Below are 18,223 nucleotides of genomic sequence, written 5' to 3'. Positions count from 1 at the left end.
CGTGACGGGCTTCGGCGCCCGGCTGGTGGAGGCGGTCGCCGCGCGCGGGAACCTGTGCGCGGGGATCGACCCCCACCCCGGCCTGCTCGACGCCTGGGGCCTGGACCGCGATCCGGGCGGGCTGGAGAAGTTCGCCCTGACGGCGGTTGACGTCCTCGCCGAGGAGGTCTCCGTCGTCAAGCCCCAGTCGGCCTTCTTCGAGGCCTTCGGGCCGCCCGGGGTGGCCGTCCTGGCCCGCGTGGCCGAGCACGCCCGCGACCGCGGCGCGCTGGTCCTGCTGGACGTCAAACGGGGCGACATCGGGTCGACGATGGCCGCCTACACGGCGGCCTACCTGGGCCCGGACGCGCCGGTCCGGGCGGACGCGATCACCGTCTCGCCCTACCTCGGGTTCGGCTCGCTGGCGCCCGCGCTGGGCACCGGCGAGGGCCTGTTCGTGCTCGCCCGCACCTCCAACCCGGATTCGGGCGCGCTGCAGAACGCGTTGCTGCCCAACGGAAAGACCGTCGCACAGTCGATTGTGGACGAGGCGGCCCGGTGCAACGCCGGCGCCGCCTCCCTCGGCGACGTCGGCGTCGTCGTGGGGGCCACCATCCCGGCCGGGGAACTCGACCTGACCGGGCTGAACGGGCCGGTCCTGGCGCCCGGTTTCGGGGCCCAGGGAGCCACCGTGGACGATCTTCGCCGCCTGTTCGGTGCGGACCTGCCGGGGGTGCTGCCCGCGTCGTCCAGGGACGTTCTCAGGCACGGTCCGGACCCCGTCGCGCTGCGCGACGCGGTGCGCCGCACCCAGGCGAGTCTGACCGGATAGCGCCAATATCAGGTCCCTGTCCCGGAACCGAGCGACCACCCCCCGCATTGTGGCCGGTGGCGCGGGGTGGGTACCGTCGCGTCACCCACCCAGAATTTTGAGTACTACGGAGGAAAACGTGGCACTTCCCCAGCTGACCGAGGAACAGCGCAAGGCGGCGCTGGAGAAGGCCGCTGCCGCTCGTCGTGCCCGCGCTGAGCTGAAGGAGCGCCTCAAGCGAGGCGGCACCACGCTCACCGACGTGCTGAAGCAGGCCGACGAGGACGAGGTTCTCGGCAAGATGAAGGTCTCCGCCCTGCTCGAAGCCCTCCCCGGCGTCGGCAAGGTGCGCGCTCAGCAGACCATGGAGCGCCTGGAGATCGCACCGAGCCGGCGGCTGCGCGGCCTTGGTGACCGGCAGCGCAAGGCGCTGCTGGCCGAGTTCAGCGGCGAGTGAGCGACACCGGCAGCGACCGCGTCACCGGGGCCGGCGGGCATGCCGGCCCGGCGACGCACCGTGAGCCGGCTCCGGACCAGGCGCGACGTGGGTCCCGGAGCCGGCTCACGGTCGTCTCCGGCCCGTCCGGGGTCGGGAAGTCCAGCGTGGTCGGCGCGCTGCGCCGGCTGGACCCGGACATCTACTTCAGTGTTTCGGTGACCACGCGGGCGCCCCGCCCCGGCGAGGTCGACGGGGTGCACTACCACTTCATCGACCGCGCCACGTTCGACGCGATGGTCGCCGCGGGCGAGCTGCTCGAGCACGCCGAGTTCACCGGCAACTGCTACGGCACGCCCCGGGAACCGGTCGAGCGGGCGCTGGCCGAGGGCAGGCCCGCCGTGCTGGAGATCGAACTCCAGGGCGCGCGGCAGGTGCGCGCGGCCATGCCGGACGCCCGGCTGGTCATGCTCATGCCGCCGTCCTGGGACGAGCTGGTCGGCCGGCTCAAGGGCCGCGGCACCGAGGAGGAGACCGCCGTCACCGCCCGTCTCGCCGAGGCCGAGCGCGAGCTCGCCGCGGCGGGGGAGTTCGACGTGCGGCTGGTGAACGCCGACGTCGGGGAAGCCGCGCGGCAGTTGTTAGACTTGCTGCGGGGAGACCACCGACTTCACGAACAGAACTCAGGAGCATAAGCGCGTGACCGCATCGCTCGGCATTTACGGCGAGGAACTCGAGGGCATCACCAACCCGCCGATCGACGACCTTCTGGCCAAGGTCAGCTCGAAGTACGCGCTGGTGATCTACGCCGCGAAGCGCGCTCGTCAGATCAACGACTACTACGCCCAGCTCGGCGAGGGGCTGCTCGAATACGTCGGCCCGCTCGTGGAGCCGGGCCCGCGGGAGAAGCCGCTGTCGATCGCGCTGCGCGAGATCCACGCCGGCCTGCTCGAGCACACCGAGGGTGAGTAAACCCCGCGTCGTGCTCGGGGTGGGCGGCGGGATCGCCGCCTACAAGGCCTGTGAGGTGCTGCGCGGGCTGACCGAGTCCGGTCACGACGTCCGCGTGGTGCCCACCGAGGCCGCGCTGAAGTTCGTCGGCGCGGCCACCTTCGAGGCGCTGTCCGGCCACCCGGTGCACACCGGCGTGTTCACCGAGGTGGACCAGGTGCAGCACGTCCGCATCGGCAAGGAAGCGGACCTCGTGCTGGTCGTCCCGGCGACCGCGGACCTGCTGGCCCGTGCGGCCCAGGGCCGTGCCGACGACCTGCTCACCGGCACGCTGCTCACCGCGCGCTGCCCGGTCGCCTTCTTCCCGGCGATGCACACCGAGATGTGGGAGCACCCGGCCACCCGGGACAACGTGGCGCTGCTGCGGTCCCGGGGCGCCGTGGTCACCGAACCCGCCGCGGGACGGCTCACCGGCGCCGACACCGGCAAGGGACGGCTGGCCGACCCGGCCGAGATTGTCGACCTCGCCCGCCTGCTGCTGGCCGCGCCCGCGGCGCTGCCGCGCGACCTGGAGGGCCTGCGCGTCGTCGTCTCCGCCGGCGGCACCCGCGAGCCGCTGGACCCGGTCCGCTACCTGGGCAACCGCTCGTCGGGCAAGCAGGGCTACGCGCTGGCCCGCGTCGCCGCGCAGCGGGGCGCCGAGGTCACGCTGGTGGCCGGCCACACCGTGGAGCTGCCCGAGCCGGCCGGCGCCGTGCTGCGGCGCGTGTCGACCGCCGAGCAGATGCGCGAGGCCGTCACCGAGGCCGCCAAGGAGGCGGACGTCGTCGTGATGGCCGCCGCCGTCGCCGATTTTCGTCCCGCGAGCCGATCCGGCCACAAAATCAAGAAAACGGACGACCAGCCCGATCCGGTCATCACGCTTTCCCGGAATCCGGACATTCTCGCGGAACTGGTCACGAATCGATTGCCGGGACAGGTCATCGTCGGTTTCGCCGCGGAAACGGGTGACGAGCGCGGTAGCGTACTCGACCACGGCCGTGCCAAACTGCGGCGCAAGGGCTGTGACCTGCTGGTTCTCAACGCCGTCGGGGATGGAAGGGCGTTCGAGGTCGAGGAGAACGGCGGCTGGCTGCTGGCCGCCGACGGCACCGAGCGGCCCATCCCGCTGGGCTCCAAAGCGCAACTGGCGGCCGCGGTGTGGGACGCCGTCGGGGAATTCATCAGGCACTGACCGGCGCGCCTAGTCTGGACGCCGGAGGGACAGAAGAGTTGATGGGATGTGAGCGTGGTGACCGCGTCTAACCGCAGGTTGTTCACTTCGGAGTCGGTGACCGAGGGGCACCCGGACAAGATCTGTGACGCCATCAGCGACTCGATCCTGGACGCCCTCCTGGCCAAGGACCCGCGCTCCCGCGTCGCCGTGGAAACGCTGATCACCACCGGGCAGGTGCACGTCGCCGGCGAGGTGACCACCGAGGCCTACGCCGACATCCCGACGATCGTGCGCGAGCGGATCCTCGACATCGGCTACGACTCCTCCGCCAAGGGCTTCGACGGCAACTCGTGCGGCGTGAACGTCGCGATCGGCGCGCAGTCCCCGGACATCGCGCAGGGCGTGGACACCGCCTACGAGTCGCGCGTGGAGAACGCGATCGACGAGATCGACCGGCAGGGCGCCGGCGACCAGGGCTTGATGTTCGGCTACGCGTGCTCCGACACGCCCGAGCTGATGCCGCTGCCGATCGCGCTGGCCCACCGCCTGTCCCGCCGGCTGGCCCGGGTGCGCAAGGACGGCGTGCTGCCCTACCTGCGCCCGGACGGAAAGACCCAGGTCACCATCGAGTACGCCGGCGACCAGCCGGTGCGGCTGGACACCGTCGTCGTGTCCACCCAGCACGCCGACGGGATCGACCTGGACACCATGCTCGGCGTCGACGTGCGCGAGCAGGTCGTGATGCCCGAGCTGAACGAGATCCAGCTCGACCACAGCGACGTGAAGCTGCTGGTCAACCCCACCGGGCGGTTCGTGATCGGCGGCCCGATGGGCGACGCCGGGCTGACCGGCCGCAAGATCATCGTGGACACCTACGGCGGCATGGCCCGCCACGGTGGTGGCGCGTTCTCCGGCAAGGACCCGTCGAAGGTGGACCGCTCCGCGGCCTACGCGATGCGCTGGGTCGCCAAGAACGTCGTCGCCGCGGGCCTGGCCGGGCGGATCGAGGTGCAGGTCGCCTACGCGATCGGCAAGGCCTCGCCGGTCGGCCTGTTCGTGGAGACCTTCGGCACCGAGACGGTCGACCCGGCCAAGATCCAGGCCGCGATCACCGAGGTGTTCGACCTGCGTCCCGCCGCGATCATCCGCGACCTGGACCTGCTGCACCCGATCTACGCCGCGACCGCCGCGTACGGCCACTTCGGCCGCACCGACGTCAAGCTGCCGTGGGAGAACACCGACCGCGCCGACGCGCTGCGCTCCCTCGCCGGGGCCTGAGCCCCGGGACGCGTCTGGTAGAGAACAAGCGTGACCTCTTCCGACGCGCTCTGGGACCTCCCCGCGCCCCCGAAACGGGCCGCGGCGAAGCGTCCACCGTCCCGGAAGGGGCAGCAGAAGCCGGCGGAGCACGACCCGGTCGCCCGCGTCGTCGTGGACGTGCCGCTGGCGCACCTGGACCGCACGTTCGACTACCAGGTGCCGGACAAGCTGGACGCCGACGCGGTGCCCGGCTGCCGGGTGCGGGTGCGGTTCGCCGGGCAGCTCGTTGACGGGTTCCTCGTCGAGCGCGCGTCGACCGCCGAGCACAAGGGGCGGCTGGCGTTCCTGGAGCGGGTCACCTCGCCCGAGCCAGTGCTGTCCCCGACGCTGTACGCGCTGGCCCGCCGCGTCGCCGACCACTACGGCGGCACCCTCATGGACGTGCTGCGGCTGGCGATCCCGCCCCGGCACGCCAAGGCCGAGTCCGAGCCCGCCCGGGAGCGCGCCGAGGTGACCGAGGCGCCTCCGGTGACGGCGTGGCAGCGGTACCAGTTCGGGGAGTCGTTCACCGACGCGGTGCGGGCCGCACGGCAGGCGCACGCGGTGTGGCAGGCGCTGCCGGGGGAGGACTGGCCGGCGCGGCTGGCCGAACTGGCGGCTCTCGCCGCCGCCAGTGGCCGGGGCGCGTTGCTGGTGGTGCCCGACCACCGTGATCTGACGCGGGTGCACGACGCCTGCGTGCGGGTGGCGGGGGCCGGCGCCGTGGTCGCGTTGTCCGCCGACACCGGGCCGGCCGAGCGGTACCGGCGGTGGCTCGCGGTGTCCCGGGGAGCGGTGCCGATCGTGGTCGGGACCCGCGCGGCGATGTTCGCGCCGGTCGCCGACCCCGGGCTGTTCGTGGTGTGGGACGACGGCGACGACCTGCACGCCGACCCGCACATGCCCTACCCGCAGGTGCGGGACGTGCTGGCGTTGCGGGCGCACGCCCAGGGCGCGTCGTTCGTGGCCGGCGGGTTCGCCCGGACCGCGGAAGCCCAGCTGCTGGTCGAAACCCGGTGGGCGCATCCGATCACCGGATCGCGGGACGAGCTGCGGAAAGCGGCGCCGCGGGTGACCCCGGTCGGGGAGGACTTCGACGTGGCGCGCGACGAGGCGGCGCGCGTGGCCCGGTTGCCGTCGGTGGCGTTCGAGGCCGCGCGGCAGTCGCTGGCCGCGGGGGCGCCGGTGCTGGTGCAGGTGCCCCGGCGCGGCTACGTGCCCGCGCTGGCGTGCGCGCAGTGCCGCACCCCCGCGCACTGCCGCAGGTGCGCCGGTCCGCTCGGGCTGCCGGGCGGGGCGGGCGCGGACGTGGCGCACCCGCCGAGCTGCCGGTGGTGCGGCACGCCGGAGGCGCATTTCCGGTGCCCGGCCTGTGGTTCGGCGCGGCTGCGGGCCGTGGTCGTCGGCGCGAAGCGGACCGCCGAGGAGCTGGGCCGGGCCTTCCCGGGGGTGCCGGTGCGGACGTCGGGGGCGCGGGAGGTGCTGGCGACCGTGCCCGGGCGGCCCGCGCTGGTGGTCTGCACACCCGGGGCCGAGCCGGTGGCCGAGGGCGGGTACGGCGCGGCGCTGCTGCTGGACGGCTGGGCGTTGCTGGGGCGGCAGGACCTGCGGGCGGCGGAGGAGACGCTGCGGCGGTGGATGGCGGCGGCGGCCCTGGTGCGGCCGTCGTCGGTGGGCGGCCGGGTGGTCGTCGGCGCGGAGGCCCCGCTGGCGCCGGTGCAGGCCCTGGTCCGCTGGGACCCGGCCTGGCACGCCGAGCGGGAACTGGCGGAGCGGCGCGAGCTGGGGTTCCCGCCGGTGGTGCGGATGGCGAGCGTGGAGGGCACCCCCGAGGCGGTGGCGGCGCTGCTGGCGGAGACGGAGCTCCCGCCGTCGGCGGAGGTCCTGGGCCCGGTGCCGCTGACCGAGCCCGACGAGGAGGGCCGCTCCGAGCGGGAGCGCGCCCTGATCCGCGTCCCCCGCGGCGAGGGCCGGGCGCTGGCGTCCTGCCTGGCCGCGGTGCAGGCGGTACGCGCCGCGCGGAAGGAAACCGCGGCGGTGCGCATCCAGCTGGACCCGCTGGCGCTGATCTGACGCCCGGCGAAGCCACCCGTCCTCCGGTTGAGCGCGGGGCCGGAACCGGGCAGACTGCCGGAAATGCGGACTCTGCGTGCTCTCGCGGTTCTCGTCAGTGCGGTCCTGCTCGCCCCGGGCGTGGCGTACGCCGAGCAGGCCGCGCCGAAACAGCCCGTCGCGATCGGGTTCGGGGGTGCGGTCGCCAGCATCGACGCCGACGCCACCGCCATCGGCACCCGGGTTCTGGCCGACGGCGGCAACGCGGTCGACGCGGCCGTCGCCACCGCCGCGGCCCTCGGCGTCACCGACCCGTTCTCGGCCGGCATCGGCGGCGGCGGGTTCTTCGTCTACTACGACGCCCGCACCCGCCAGGTGCACACCCTCGACGGCCGGGAGACCGCGCCCGCCTCCGCCGACGAGAACCTCTTCGTCGAGAACGGTGAGCCGATCCCGTTCGACGAGGCCGTCACCAGCGGCCTGTCCGTCGGCGTCCCGGGCACGCCCGCCACCTGGCAGGACGCGCTGCGCAAGTGGGGCACCCGGTCGCTGAACCAGATGCTGCGCCCCGCCGCGCGCCTGGCCCGCGACGGCTTCACCGTGGACCAGACGTTCCACACGCAGATCGCCGGCAACGCGGAGCGCTTCTCCGCGTTCCCGAGCACGCGCGAGCTGTACCTGCCCGGCGGCGCGCCGCCCGCGGTCGGCAGCACGTTCACCAACCCGGACCTCGCGGCCACCTACGAAACGCTCGCCCGCCAGGGCGCCCGCGCGCTCTACCGCGGCCCGATCGCCGACGAGATCGCCGCGACCGTGCAGCAGCCGCCGGTCGATCCGGCCGCCGGGCTGAACGTCCGGCCCGGCAAGCTCACCACCGACGACATCGCCGCCTACCGCACCATCGAGCGGGAACCCACCCACACGCGCTACCGCGGCCTGGACGTCTACGGCATGCCGGCGCCGTCCTCGGGCGGTCTCACGGTCGGCGAGGCGCTGAACATCCTGGAGAACTTCGACGTCGCCCGCTTCGGCGAGGGCGACTACCTGCACCACTTCCTGGAGGCCAGCCGTCTGGCCTTCGCCGACCGCAACCGGTGGATCGGCGACCCGGCGTTCGTCGACGTGCCCGCCCGTCAGCTGCTCAGCCAGCGGTTCGCGGACAGCCGCGCGTGCCTGATCGACCCGGACCGCGCGGCCGTGGGCACCGTTGCCGCCGGGGACCCGCGCCATCCGCAGCCGTGCGCGGCGGGTGCCGCGGCGCCGACTCCGTACGAGGGCGAGAACACCACGCACCTGACCGTCGCCGACAGGTGGGGCAACGTGGTCGCCTACACGCTGACCATCGAGCAGGAGGGCGGCAGCGGCATCGTGGTGCCCGGCCGCGGTTTCCTGCTGAACAACGAGCTGACCGACTTCTCCTTCACCCCGGTCACCCCGGGCGTGCCCGACCCGAACCTGCCCGGCCCCGGCAAGCGCCCGCGGTCGTCGATGGCGCCGACGATCGTCCTGGAGCACGGCAAGCCGCTGCTGGCCGCCGGTTCGCCCGGTGGGGCGTCGATCATCACCACGGTGCTGCAGGTGCTGCTCGGCAGGCTGGACCGCGGGCTGACCCTGGAGGAGGCGATCGCCGCGCCGCGGGCCTCGCAGCGCAACTCCGGGCCCGCCCAGGTGGAACCGGCGTTCCTCGCGCTGCGGGAATCGTCCGACCTGCGGGCGCGGGGCCAGCTGTTCTCGACGTCCCCGGCCGAGATCGGCGCCGCCACCGGCGTGGAGCGCCTGCCGGACGGCCGCTGGCTGGCCGCCGCCGAGCCGGTGCGCCGTGGCGGCGGAGCCGCGCAGGTGGTGCACCCGGCACCGTGAGCGCGGATGTCACGCCCGCGAACGCGGAACTCACGCGCGCGAGCGTGGGACTCGCGCGCGTGAGCGTGGGACTCGCGCCGGGCGCGAGTTGAACACTCGGGCGCGCGTGTCCCACGTTCCGGCGCGCGAGTTGAACACTCGGGCGCGCGAGTTCCACGTTCCGGCGCGTGATCCGGCCGGGCGGGGCGCCGGGGCCGGTCACTAGACTGGCTCCGATGCCCACCCACTCCACGCCCGTCGCCGAGGTGCGTTGATGCGCCTCGTCTTCGCCGGTACCCCCGAACCCGCCGTGCCGTCGCTGCGGGCGCTGCTCGACTCGCCGCGGCACGAGGTCGTCGCCGTCGTCACGCGGCCCGACGCGCCCGCCGGCCGGGGCCGCAAGCTCCTGCGCTCACCCGTCGGCGCGCTCGCCGACGAGCACGGCATCGAGGTCCTCACCCCGGCCAAGGCCGGTGACCCCGACTTCCTGCAGCGCCTGACCGAACTCGCGCCCGACGCCTGCCCGGTCGTCGCCTACGGGGCGCTCCTGCCCCAGCGCGCACTGGACATCCCGCGGCATGGCTGGATCAACCTGCACTTCTCGCTGCTGCCCGCGTGGCGCGGCGCCGCCCCGGTGCAGGCGGCGATCCGCGCCGGCGACGAGATCACCGGCGCCTCCACCTTCCGCATCGTCAAGGAACTCGACGCCGGCCCCGTCTTCGGCGTGGTCACCGAGAAGATCGCCGACGACGACACCGCCGGCGCGCTCCTGGACCGCCTCGCGGTCTCCGGCGCCCGCCTGCTGGCGTCCACATTGGACGGCATCGAGGACGGCGAGGTCCAGGCGGTGCCCCAGCCCGCCGACGGCGTCACCTACGCCCCCAAGGTCACCGTCGACGACGCGCGCGTCTCGTTCACCGGCCCGGCGCACGCGGTCGACCGCCACATCCGCGCGGTCACCCCGGAACCCGGCGCGTGGACGGAGTTCCGCGGCGAGCGCCTCAAGCTCGGCCCGGTCACGGTCGTGGACGAGCCCGCGCTGGAGCCGGGGGAGCTGCGTGTCGAGCGCAAGCGCGTCCTGGCCGGCACGGCGACGAAACCGGTGCGGCTGGGCGAGGTCCAGGCACAGGGCAAGAAACGCATGGCGGCCACCGACTGGGCCCGCGGCACCCGCATCGAGCAAGGAGAACGGCTGTCATGAACGAGCGCAGGCCCTCCCGGCCCCAGCGCGGCCGCCCGGCGCCCCGCAAGCAGGGCCCCCGCCGCCCGCCGGCCGAGGACCCGGCGCGCCGCGTCGCGCTGGACGTGCTGCGTGCCGTCCGCCAGCGCGACGCCTACGCCAACCTCGTGCTGCCGGACCTGCTCCGCCGCAACCGCGTCTCCGGCCGCGACGCCGCGCTGGCCACCGAACTCGCCTACGGCGCCTCCCGCGCCCAGGGCATGCTCGACGCCATCATCGCCGCGTGCCTGGACCGCCCGCTGGACAAGGTCGACGGCCCGGTCCTGGACTGCCTCCGCCTGGGCGTCTACCAGCTGCTGCGCACCCGCATCCCGCAGCACGCCGCGGTCACCTCCACCGTCGACCTGGCCCGTGCCGACGCCGGCTCGCACGTCGCCGGGTTCGTCAACGCCGTCCTGCGCAAGATCTCCGAGCAGGACGAGGACGCCTGGATGGCGCAGCTCACCCCGGACCGCGACAAGGACCCGATCGGGCACCTGGCGATGCGCACCGCCCACCCGCGCTGGGTGGCGCGCGCGTTCGCCGAGGCGCTCGGCGACAAGGGTGACGACCTGCAGGCGGCGCTGGAGGCCGACGACGCCCGCCCGGCCGTCCACCTGGCCGCCCGCCCGGGTGAGATCAGCGCCGACGAACTCGCCGCCATCACCGGTGGCGACGTCGCCCCGTACTCGCCCTACGGCGTGCACCTGCCCGCCGGCTCGGGCGACCCGGGCGACTCCGAGCCGATCCGCGAGCGCCTGGCCGTGGTGCAGGACGAGGGCAGCCAGCTGTGCGCCGTCGCGCTCACCCGGGTGCCGCTGGAGGGCGCCGACGAGCGCTGGCTGGACCTGTGCGCGGGCCCCGGCGGCAAGGCCGGGATGCTCGGCGCGCTCGCCGCGACGCAGGGCGCGCACGTCGACGCCGTCGAGCAGGCCCCGCACCGCGCGAAGCTCGTCGAGCAGGCCACCGAGGGCCTGCCGGTGACCGTGCACGTCGCCGACGGCCGGGACACCGGCCTGGAGCCGGGCTTCGACCGCGTCCTGGTCGACGCGCCGTGCACCGGGCTGGGCGCACTGCGCCGCCGCCCGGAGGCGCGCTGGCGGCGCAAGCCCTCCGACGTGCCGGACCTGACCAGGCTGCAGGGCGAACTGCTCACCGCCGCGCTGGACCTCACCCGCTCCGGCGGTGTGGTCGCCTACGTCGTCTGCTCGCCGCACCTGGCCGAGACCGAGGGCGTGGTCGGCGAGATCGCCCGCCGCACCAAGGCCGAAGTGCTGGACACGCGCGAGTTCTTCCCCGGCGTGCCCCACCTGGGTGAGGGACCGTACGTGCAGCTGTGGCCGCACCGGCACGGCACGGACGCGATGTTCTGCGCCGTGCTGCGCAAGCCGTGAGCCTGCTCGGCCTGATCGGCAGCTCGTGCGGGGGACTGGACACCCGGTTCCGCGCCGAGCTGGCCGCGCCGGCCGCCGCCCGCGGCCACCGGCTCGCCGTCACGCTCACGCCGACCGCCCACCGCTGGCTGGACGCGGCCGGGGAGCTGGACGGGCTGGCCGCGCTCACCGACCTGCCGGTCCGCTCCGCCTCGCGCCTGCCCGGTGAGCCGCGCCCGCACCCGGACCCGCCGGTCTTCCTGTTCGCACCGGCCTCGGCCAACTCGGTCGCCAAACTCGCGCTCGGCATCGCCGACAACCAGGCCCTCACCGCCCTGGGTGACGTGCTCGGCGACCCGGCCGTCACGATCATCGTCGGCTACCAGGTCACCGACGCCCGCTTCCGGCACCCGGCCTGGCGGCGGCACCTGGACACGCTGGCCGAGGCCGGGGTGCGGGTGCGGCGGCTGGAGTACGGCAAGCCCTGGTCGCAGATCCTGGACCTGTTGCCGGCACCCACAGGATGAGTGGGGCCACGGCTGCCCGGACCCACGATCTACACTCCGTAACCGTGGCCCACCGACCTCTCATCGCGCCCAGCATCCTGTCCGCCGACTTCGCCCGTCTGGGCGAGGAGATCCACGCCATCGCCGGGGACGGCGCCGCGCGCGCCGACTGGGTCCACGTGGACGTCATGGACAACCACTTCGTGCCCAACCTGACGCTGGGCCTGCCGGTCGTCCAGTCGCTGCTGAAGACCACGGACATCCCGCTGGACTGCCACCTGATGATCGAGGACCCGGACCGCTGGGCCATCGGCTACGCCGAGGCCGGGGCCTACAACGTCACCGTGCACGTGGAGGCGGCCGCCGACCCGGTGATGCTGGCGAAGAACCTGCGCGCCGCGGGCGCCAGGGCCGGCCTGTCCATCAAGCCGGGCACGCCGCTGGAGGACCACGTCGAGACCCTCAAGCACTACGACACGCTGCTGGTGATGTCGGTCGAGCCGGGCTTCGGCGGCCAGTCGTTCATCCCGGACGTGCTGGAGAAGGTCCGCACCGCGCGCCGCCTGGTCGACACCGGCCACCTCAAGCTCGTCGTGGAGATCGACGGCGGCATCAACGCCGACACGATCGAGCAGGCCGCCGAGGCCGGCGTGGACTGTTTCGTCGCCGGCTCGGCCGTCTACGGCGCGGAAGACCCCGGCAAGGCCGTCGCGGCCCTGCGCGAACGTGCCGCCCGCGTCGGCGCGGCACACTGACACCGACAAGGAGGCGCGCGCCAGTGTTCACCGGCATCGTGGAGGAGCTCGGCGAGATCACCGCCGTCGAGCAGGTTCCCAACGCCGCGCGGCTCACCGTGCGCGGCCCCGTGGTGACCTCCGACGCCAAGCACGGCGACTCGATCGCCGTCAGCGGGGTGTGCCTGACCGTCGTGGACGTGTTCGGCTCCGAGTTCACCGTCGACGTGGTGCACGAGACGCTGCAGCGGTCCCGGCTGGCCAAGATCGCCGTCGGGGACCGGGTGAACCTGGAGCGGGCGACCCCGGTGGGGGACCGGCTCGGCGGGCACATCATGCAGGGCCACGTCGACGGCACCGGGGTGTTCCTGTCCCGCGACGCGGCCGGGCTCACCCGGTTCGCGCTGCCCGCGGGCCTGTCCCGCTACATCGTGGAGAAGGGCTCGATCGCGGTCGACGGCATCTCGCTCACCGTGACGAGTGTGACGAACGACGAGTTCTCCGTGGCGCTGATTCCGACGACACTGGAACTGACCACCCTCGGCCGTGCCGAGCCGGGTGATCTGGTGAACCTCGAGGTCGACGTGCTCGCCAAGTACGTGGAGAAGCTCGCGACGCCCCATCTGCCCGGCCGCACGGAGCACACTGGAGCCGGGGCAGGCTCGAAGGAGGACGCGTGAGCAGCGCAGGGACACCGTGCGGGACGGGGGTGCCGGTCGACATCGCCGGCATCGAGAAGGCGATCGCGGACATCGCCGCCGGGCGGCCGGTGGTCGTCGTCGACGACGAGGACCGCGAGAACGAGGGCGACCTGATCTTCGCCGCCGAGAAGGCGACGCCGGAGCTGCTCGCCTTCATGGTGCGCTACACCTCGGGCTACGTCTGCGTGGCGCTCACCGAGCAGGACTGCGACCGGCTGGACCTCCCGCCGATGTACCACACGAACCAGGACCAGCGCGGCACCGCGTACACGGTCACGGTGGACGCGGCCGAGGGCATCACCACCGGCATCTCCGCCGCCGACCGGGCGCACACGATCCGGCTGCTGGCCGACCCGAAGTCGCAGGCCGGTGACTTCCGGCGCCCGGGTCACGTGGTCCCGCTGCGCGCCAAGGAGGGTGGTGTGCTGCGCCGCCCCGGGCACACCGAGGCCTCGGTCGACCTGGCCCGCATGGCCGGGCTGCACCCCGCCGGGGTGCTGTGCGAGATCGTCTCCCAGAAGGACGAGGGGGACATGGCGCGCCGGGACGAGCTGGAGGTGTTCGCCTCCGACCACGACCTGCAGATCATCACGATCGCCGACCTGATCGCCTACCGCCGCCGGCACGAGAAGCAGGTCGAGCGGGTCGCCGAGGCACGCATCCCGCTCGAGGCCGGCGTGTTCCGCGCGGTCGGCTACGACAGCCTGCTGGACGGCATCGAGCACGTGGCGTTCGTCTACGGCGAGATCGGCGACGGCGAGGACATCCTGGTGCGGGTGCACTCGGAGTGCCTCACCGGGGACGTGTTCGGCTCGCTGCGCTGCGACTGCGGCCCGCAGCTGGACGCCGCGCTGCGGATCGTCGCCGACGAGGGCCGCGGCGTGGTGCTCTACATCCGCGGTCACGAGGGCCGCGGCATCGGCCTGCTGCACAAGCTGCAGGCCTACCAGCTGCAGGACCTGGGCGCGGACACGGTGGACGCGAACCTGGCGCTCGGCGTGCCCGCGGACGCGCGCGACTACGGCACGGGCGCGCAGATCCTGTGCGACCTGGGTGTGCGGTCGATGCGGCTGCTGACGAACAACCCGGCGAAGCGGATCGGCCTGGAGGGCTACGGCCTGAAGGTCACCGGCCGGGTGCCGCTGCCGATCTCGCCGAACCCGGAGAACCTGCGTTACCTGCGCACGAAGCGGGACCGGATGGGCCACGACCTGTCCAACCTGGAGGAGTTCGACCAGGTCGGCGCGGACCTGGAGGCACGGAACGGGAACGGTGCTGCACAGTGAGTGGTGAGGGCAGGCCGGACGTCGAGCTCGACCTGAGCGAGTGCGCGAACCTCCGGCTGGCGATCGTGGCGACGCGGTGGCACGCGAAGATCACCGACGCGCTGCTGGACAACGCGCTGAAGGCGGCGCGGGAGGCGAAGCTGTCCGAGGAGCCGACCGTGGTGCGCGTCGCCGGGGCCGTGGAGCTGCCCGTCGTGGCGCAGGCGCTGGCCCGCACGCACGACGCGGTGGTCGCGCTCGGCGTGGTCATCCGCGGCGGCACCCCGCACTTCGAGTACGTGTGCGACGCGGTGACGGCGGGCCTGACGCGGGTCGCGCTGGACGAGGGCACGCCGGTCGGCAACGGCGTGCTCACCTGCGACACCGAGCAGCAGGCGCTGGACCGCTCCGGGCTGCCCGGGTCGAAGGAGGACAAGGGCCGCGAGGCGACGCAGGCGGCGCTGGACGCGGCGCACGTGCTGCGGTCGCTGCGGCAGCCGTGGACCGATCGGAAGTTCGTGTGAGCGCAGCCGTGGCGGAGAAGTCGGAGGCCGTGGTGTTCCGGCCGCACCGGGCGACGTGGATGTCGGCGATCCTGGCGGTCGTGCTGCTCGCGGTGTTCGTGGTGGTGGCGATCCTGCTGCGCGGCTCCGACACCGGCGTGATCTTCCAGCGGTCCGACCAGATCGCCATGGTGTTCATCGGCCTGCTGCTCGCGGGCGCGACGATGCTGTTCGCGACGCCGCGGGTGCGGGCGGACGCCTCCGGGGTGCAGGTGCGGAACGTTCTCGTGGGGCGCCGGTTCAGCTGGCTGGAGGTGCTGTCGGTGAGCTTCCCCGACGGCGCCTCGTTCGCCCGGCTGGAGCTGCCGGAGGACGAGTACTACGCGATGCTCGCGATCCAGGCCGTGGACCGGGACCGCGCCGTGGAGGCCGTGCGCACGCTGCGCCGCCTGCACCGGGAGGCCTGGGCCGCCCAGGACTGAGCACCCCCACCGGATCGACCGCAGAACTCGCGCACCTGAGCGTGGAACTCGCGCGCCTGAGCGCAGAACTCGCCGGGGTGGGCGAGTTCCACGCTCGGGACGGTGAGTTCTGCGTTGGGGACGGTGAGTTCTTCGTTCGGGAGCGTGAACTTCACCAGCGGCCCCGGTTCAGAAAGCGTCAGGTCCACGACCACCGGTCGCCCAGGACTGAGCGCCCCCGCCGGAGCGAGCGCAGAACTCGCGCGCCTGAGCGCCCCCGCCGGAGCGAACGCAGAACTCGCGCACCTGAGCGCAGAACTCGCGCGCCCGAGCGTGGGACTCGCGCACCCGAGCGTGGGACTCGCGCGCGTGAGCGTGGGACTCGCCGGGGGGCGGCGAGTTCCACGCTCGGGACACCGAGTTCTGCGTTCGGGTGCGTGAAACCCACCGGCGGCCCGCGCTCAGACCGTCAGGTCCACCACCACCGGCGCGTGGTCCGAGGTGCCCTTGCCCTTGCGGGCCTCCCGGTCCACGTACGCGTCGCTCACCGAGCCGGCGAACTTCGCCGACGCGTAGACCAGGTCGATGCGCATCCCGTTGTTCTTCGGGAACGCCAGCTGCCGGTAGTCCCAGTAGGTGTAGGGCGTGTCGTACTTCAGCGCGCGCGGCATCACGTCGGTCAGGCCCGCCTCGCGCAGCGCCGCCAGCGCCGCGCGCTCCGCCTCGGTCACGTGCGTCATGCCGTCGAACAGCGTGATGTCCCAGACGTCGTTGTCGGTGGGGGCGATGTTGAAGTCACCCAGCACGGCGAACGGGCGGTCCTGCACAGCCTCGGCCGCCACCGTCGCCCGCAGCGCCTCCAGCCACCGCAGCTTGTACGCGTAGTGCGGGTGCGACGGCTCGCGGCCGTTGGGCACGTACACCGACCACAGCCGCACCCCGCCGCAGGTCGCGCCGATCGCGCGCGGCTCGGACGCGTCGTCGAACGTCGGCTCGCCGTCCAGCCCGCGCCGCACGTCCGCCAGCCCGACGCGCGACAGGATCGCGACACCGTTCCACCGGCCCGTCCCGTAGGCCGCCACCTCGTAGCCGGCCTGCGCCACCTCGGCCGGGAACGCCTCCGTCGCGCACTTCAGCTCCTGCAGGCACACCACGTCCGGCTCGGCCGATTCCAGCCAGGACAGCAGACGCGGCAGCCGCGCGGTGACGGAGTTGACGTTCCAGGTGGCGATGCGCATGGCGCCGAGGATTTCACACGGGCCCCGCTCCGCCGCGCAGCCCCGCGACGATCACGCGGTAGAAGTCGCCGAGATCACCGATCAGCGCCTCGACCTGCGCGGGATCGGCCGGATCGGCGTCGAGCACCCAGTCCGCGACGAGGTCGAACATGCCCCCGATCGCCCCGACCGCCATGCGGTGCGCGTCCACCCCGCGCGGCCGCACGCCGTAGCGCAGCCACACCTGCTCCAGGAACGCGGCCGCGCCCCGCCGGTTCGCGCGGCGCTGCTGCTCGACCGCCCGGGACATCGCCCCGGACTCGCCGAAGGTGACCTTCGCCAGCCGCGGGTCGTCGACCAGCCCGTGCGCGAACTCCGCGACCAGCAGCCGGGTCGCCGCCGCCTCGTCGTCCGGCGCCTGCTCCAGCGCCGAGACCATCCGCGCCATCAGGCTTTCGGTGATCCGCCGCAGCAGCGCCAGGTAGCAGTCCTCGCGGCCGGTGAACACCTCGTAGAACGCCTTGGTGCCGACGAACCCGGCCTGGCAGATCTGCTCGATCGAGGTGCCCGCGTACCCCTGCCGCGCGAACAGCTCCAGCGCGGCGTCGAGCAGCTGCTCCCGTCGTTGCTCGCGGCGCTGTTCGGCGTCCAGGCCGCGGATCCGGCGTCCCACACCGCGACCGTACCCGGCCGCCCGGTTACGGAAAAGCTCTCTTGTTTGCAATAAGGCACCGTGTTCTAATCGAGGGCATCCGCTCTCGCCGACGAAGCCGAGGTCGCCATGCGTGCCGTGTTCACCGCACTCGCCGCCGCCCTGCTCACGATCGCCGCGGCGCCCGCCGCCTCCGCCGCGCCCACCTCCGGGTTCGGCGACTGGTCCTGCCGCCCGTCGGCCGCCCACCCCGAACCGGTCGTGCTGCTGCACGGGCTCGGCGGCAACGGGCCGGGCAACTTCGCCTACCTCGGCCCGTACCTCGCCCAGCGCGGCTACTGCGCCTTCACGCTCACCTACGGCCAGGCCGTGCCGGAGATCCCGGTCGGCGGCACCATCGCGATCGAGGACTCGGCCCGCGAGATCGAGGCGTTCGTCGACCGCGTGCGGGAGACCACCGGCGCCGAGCGGGTCGATCTCGTCGGCCACTCCGAGGGTGGGTTCCACGCGCTGTACGGGCCGAAGGTGCTGGGCTACGCCGGCGAGGTGCGCCGCGTCGTCGCGCTCGCGCCGCCCACTGACGGCACCACCTTCGGCGGGCTGGTCACCGTGGCCGACCACCTGGGCCTGCGCCCCTCGCTCGACCCGATCCTCGCCACCTTCGGCTGCCCGGCGTGCGCGGGCCTGATCACCGGCGGCGAACCGGTCGCCGACCTCACCGACGGCCCGATCGCCCAGGACGGCGTGGCCTACACGATCCTCGCCACCCGCTTCGACGCCCTGGTCACCCCGCACGAGACGTCGTTCGTCCGCGAACCCGGTGTGCGCAACGCCTTCGTCCAGGACACCTGCCCGGCCGACCCGGTGGGGCACGTCGGCATGGCCTTCGACACCGCCGTGGCCGGGCTGGTCGCCAACGCGCTCGACCCGGAGCACCCCGCGCCGGTGCTCTGTACCCCGGGCCTGCCGTTCTGAGCGCGGGAGGGGTGCGCAAACCTGTCGGAGGGGA

Annotated in this window: 19 protein-coding genes; 17 read left to right on the top strand and 2 right to left on the bottom strand. The window is 73.6% G+C overall.

Features of this window, described 5'->3' with window-relative positions; translation table 11 throughout:
- Position 1 precedes the first annotated feature (1 nt).
- The 16 genes from pyrF to L1857_RS23485 all read left to right on the top strand — a co-directional run bounded on the left by pyrF (position 2) and on the right by L1857_RS23485 (position 15,366).
- Positions 2 to 811 (top strand): orotidine-5'-phosphate decarboxylase, encoded by an 810-nt coding sequence (gene pyrF / locus L1857_RS23560; protein WP_116110797.1) that lies wholly within the window; start codon positions 2 to 4, stop codon positions 809 to 811.
- Between the two features lie 118 nt (positions 812 to 929).
- The gene (mihF, locus tag L1857_RS23555) at positions 930 to 1,247 is read left to right on the top strand and encodes an integration host factor, actinobacterial type (RefSeq protein ID WP_017983071.1); all 318 of its coding nucleotides are present in this window, start codon (positions 930 to 932) and stop codon (positions 1,245 to 1,247) included.
- Positions 1,244 to 1,921, top strand: a complete 678-nt coding sequence (gene gmk, locus L1857_RS23550) for a guanylate kinase (RefSeq protein ID WP_094008113.1) — start codon at positions 1,244 to 1,246, stop codon at positions 1,919 to 1,921. Before mihF ends, gmk begins: the two co-directional genes overlap by 4 nt.
- 4 nt (positions 1,922 to 1,925) lie before the next feature.
- Positions 1,926 to 2,198: a DNA-directed RNA polymerase subunit omega gene (rpoZ, locus tag L1857_RS23545; protein ID WP_017983069.1), complete on the top strand. Its 273-nt coding sequence runs from the start codon at positions 1,926 to 1,928 to the stop codon at positions 2,196 to 2,198.
- Positions 2,191 to 3,411 carry a bifunctional phosphopantothenoylcysteine decarboxylase/phosphopantothenate--cysteine ligase CoaBC gene (coaBC, locus tag L1857_RS23540; RefSeq protein ID WP_233157469.1) on the top strand — a complete coding sequence of 407 codons (1,221 nt, stop codon included), beginning with the start codon at positions 2,191 to 2,193 and terminating at the stop codon, positions 3,409 to 3,411. The genes rpoZ and coaBC overlap by 8 nt, the downstream gene beginning before the upstream one ends.
- 57 nt (positions 3,412 to 3,468) lie before the next feature.
- Positions 3,469 to 4,671 carry a methionine adenosyltransferase gene (metK, locus tag L1857_RS23535; RefSeq protein ID WP_094008134.1) on the top strand — a complete coding sequence of 401 codons (1,203 nt, stop codon included), beginning with the start codon at positions 3,469 to 3,471 and terminating at the stop codon, positions 4,669 to 4,671.
- A gap of 30 nt (positions 4,672 to 4,701) precedes the next feature.
- Entirely contained in the window at positions 4,702 to 6,765 is a 2,064-nt protein-coding gene (locus L1857_RS23530; RefSeq protein WP_249466343.1) for a primosomal protein N', read from the top strand.
- Positions 6,766 to 6,828: 63 nt separating this feature from the next.
- Positions 6,829 to 8,604, top strand: coding sequence for a gamma-glutamyltransferase (ggt, locus tag L1857_RS23525; RefSeq protein ID WP_116110759.1), 1,776 nt, complete (start codon positions 6,829 to 6,831; stop codon positions 8,602 to 8,604).
- Positions 8,605 to 8,857: 253 nt separating this feature from the next.
- On the top strand, positions 8,858 to 9,784 hold the full coding sequence (gene fmt, locus L1857_RS23520; RefSeq protein ID WP_094008108.1) for a methionyl-tRNA formyltransferase: 927 nt from the start codon (positions 8,858 to 8,860) through the stop codon (positions 9,782 to 9,784).
- Positions 9,781 to 11,196, top strand: a complete 1,416-nt coding sequence (locus tag L1857_RS23515; RefSeq protein WP_249466341.1) for an RsmB/NOP family class I SAM-dependent RNA methyltransferase — start codon at positions 9,781 to 9,783, stop codon at positions 11,194 to 11,196. Before fmt ends, L1857_RS23515 begins: the two co-directional genes overlap by 4 nt.
- Complete coding sequence (locus tag L1857_RS23510; RefSeq protein ID WP_249466337.1) at positions 11,193 to 11,702, top strand: flavoprotein; 510 nt, start codon at positions 11,193 to 11,195, stop codon at positions 11,700 to 11,702. The genes L1857_RS23515 and L1857_RS23510 overlap by 4 nt, the downstream gene beginning before the upstream one ends.
- Positions 11,703 to 11,746: 44 nt before the next feature.
- Positions 11,747 to 12,436 carry a ribulose-phosphate 3-epimerase gene (gene rpe / locus L1857_RS23505; protein ID WP_094008105.1) on the top strand — a complete coding sequence of 230 codons (690 nt, stop codon included), beginning with the start codon at positions 11,747 to 11,749 and terminating at the stop codon, positions 12,434 to 12,436.
- A 23-nt stretch (positions 12,437 to 12,459) separates the two neighbouring features.
- The gene (locus tag L1857_RS23500; protein ID WP_116110762.1) at positions 12,460 to 13,095 is read left to right on the top strand and encodes a riboflavin synthase; all 636 of its coding nucleotides are present in this window, start codon (positions 12,460 to 12,462) and stop codon (positions 13,093 to 13,095) included.
- Positions 13,096 to 13,124: 29 nt separating this feature from the next.
- Positions 13,125 to 14,402: a bifunctional 3,4-dihydroxy-2-butanone-4-phosphate synthase/GTP cyclohydrolase II gene (locus L1857_RS23495; RefSeq protein WP_116110763.1), complete on the top strand. Its 1,278-nt coding sequence runs from the start codon at positions 13,125 to 13,127 to the stop codon at positions 14,400 to 14,402.
- Positions 14,399 to 14,905, top strand: coding sequence for a 6,7-dimethyl-8-ribityllumazine synthase (gene ribH, locus L1857_RS23490; protein ID WP_094008102.1), 507 nt, complete (start codon positions 14,399 to 14,401; stop codon positions 14,903 to 14,905). Before L1857_RS23495 ends, ribH begins: the two co-directional genes overlap by 4 nt.
- Positions 14,902 to 15,366, top strand: coding sequence for a PH domain-containing protein (locus L1857_RS23485; protein WP_094008101.1), 465 nt, complete (start codon positions 14,902 to 14,904; stop codon positions 15,364 to 15,366). Before ribH ends, L1857_RS23485 begins: the two co-directional genes overlap by 4 nt.
- A gap of 440 nt (positions 15,367 to 15,806) precedes the next feature.
- Here L1857_RS23485 and L1857_RS23480 read toward each other — a convergent pair whose 3' ends face one another.
- Positions 15,807 to 16,583: an exodeoxyribonuclease III gene (locus tag L1857_RS23480; protein ID WP_249466334.1), complete on the bottom strand. Its 777-nt coding sequence runs from the start codon at positions 16,581 to 16,583 to the stop codon at positions 15,807 to 15,809.
- Positions 16,584 to 16,596: 13 nt separating this feature from the next.
- A complete protein-coding gene (locus L1857_RS23475) occupies positions 16,597 to 17,235 on the bottom strand; it encodes a TetR/AcrR family transcriptional regulator (protein WP_094008099.1) in 639 nt (212 codons plus the stop codon).
- Between the two features lie 108 nt (positions 17,236 to 17,343).
- Here L1857_RS23475 and L1857_RS23470 point away from each other — a divergent pair, with 108 nt between their 5' ends.
- On the top strand, positions 17,344 to 18,189 hold the full coding sequence (locus L1857_RS23470) for an esterase/lipase family protein (protein WP_249466332.1): 846 nt from the start codon (positions 17,344 to 17,346) through the stop codon (positions 18,187 to 18,189).
- Positions 18,190 to 18,223: the final 34 nt, after the last annotated feature.

Origin of the sequence: Amycolatopsis thermalba, assembly GCF_023376025.1 — a bacterium.
In the GTDB taxonomy this organism is placed as follows: Bacteria; Actinomycetota; Actinomycetes; order Mycobacteriales; family Pseudonocardiaceae; genus Amycolatopsis_E; species Amycolatopsis_E thermalba.
The sequence above is the reverse complement of the archived record's forward strand: the minus strand, read 5'-3'. Positions and strand labels throughout refer to the sequence as shown.

Excerpts from the sequence above, each read along its gene's own strand:
- L1857_RS23515 (WP_249466341.1), top strand. The coding sequence starts at position 9,781 with ATGAACGAGCGCAGGCCCTCCCGGCCCCAGCGCGGCCGCCCGGCGCCC.
- fmt (WP_094008108.1), top strand. The coding sequence starts at position 8,858 with ATGCGCCTCGTCTTCGCCGGTACCCCCGAACCCGCCGTGCCGTCGCTG.
- L1857_RS23480 (WP_249466334.1), bottom strand. The coding sequence starts at position 16,583 with ATGCGCATCGCCACCTGGAACGTCAACTCCGTCACCGCGCGGCTGCCG.
- L1857_RS23470 (WP_249466332.1), top strand. The coding sequence starts at position 17,344 with ATGCGTGCCGTGTTCACCGCACTCGCCGCCGCCCTGCTCACGATCGCC.
- ggt (WP_116110759.1), top strand. The coding sequence starts at position 6,829 with ATGCGGACTCTGCGTGCTCTCGCGGTTCTCGTCAGTGCGGTCCTGCTC.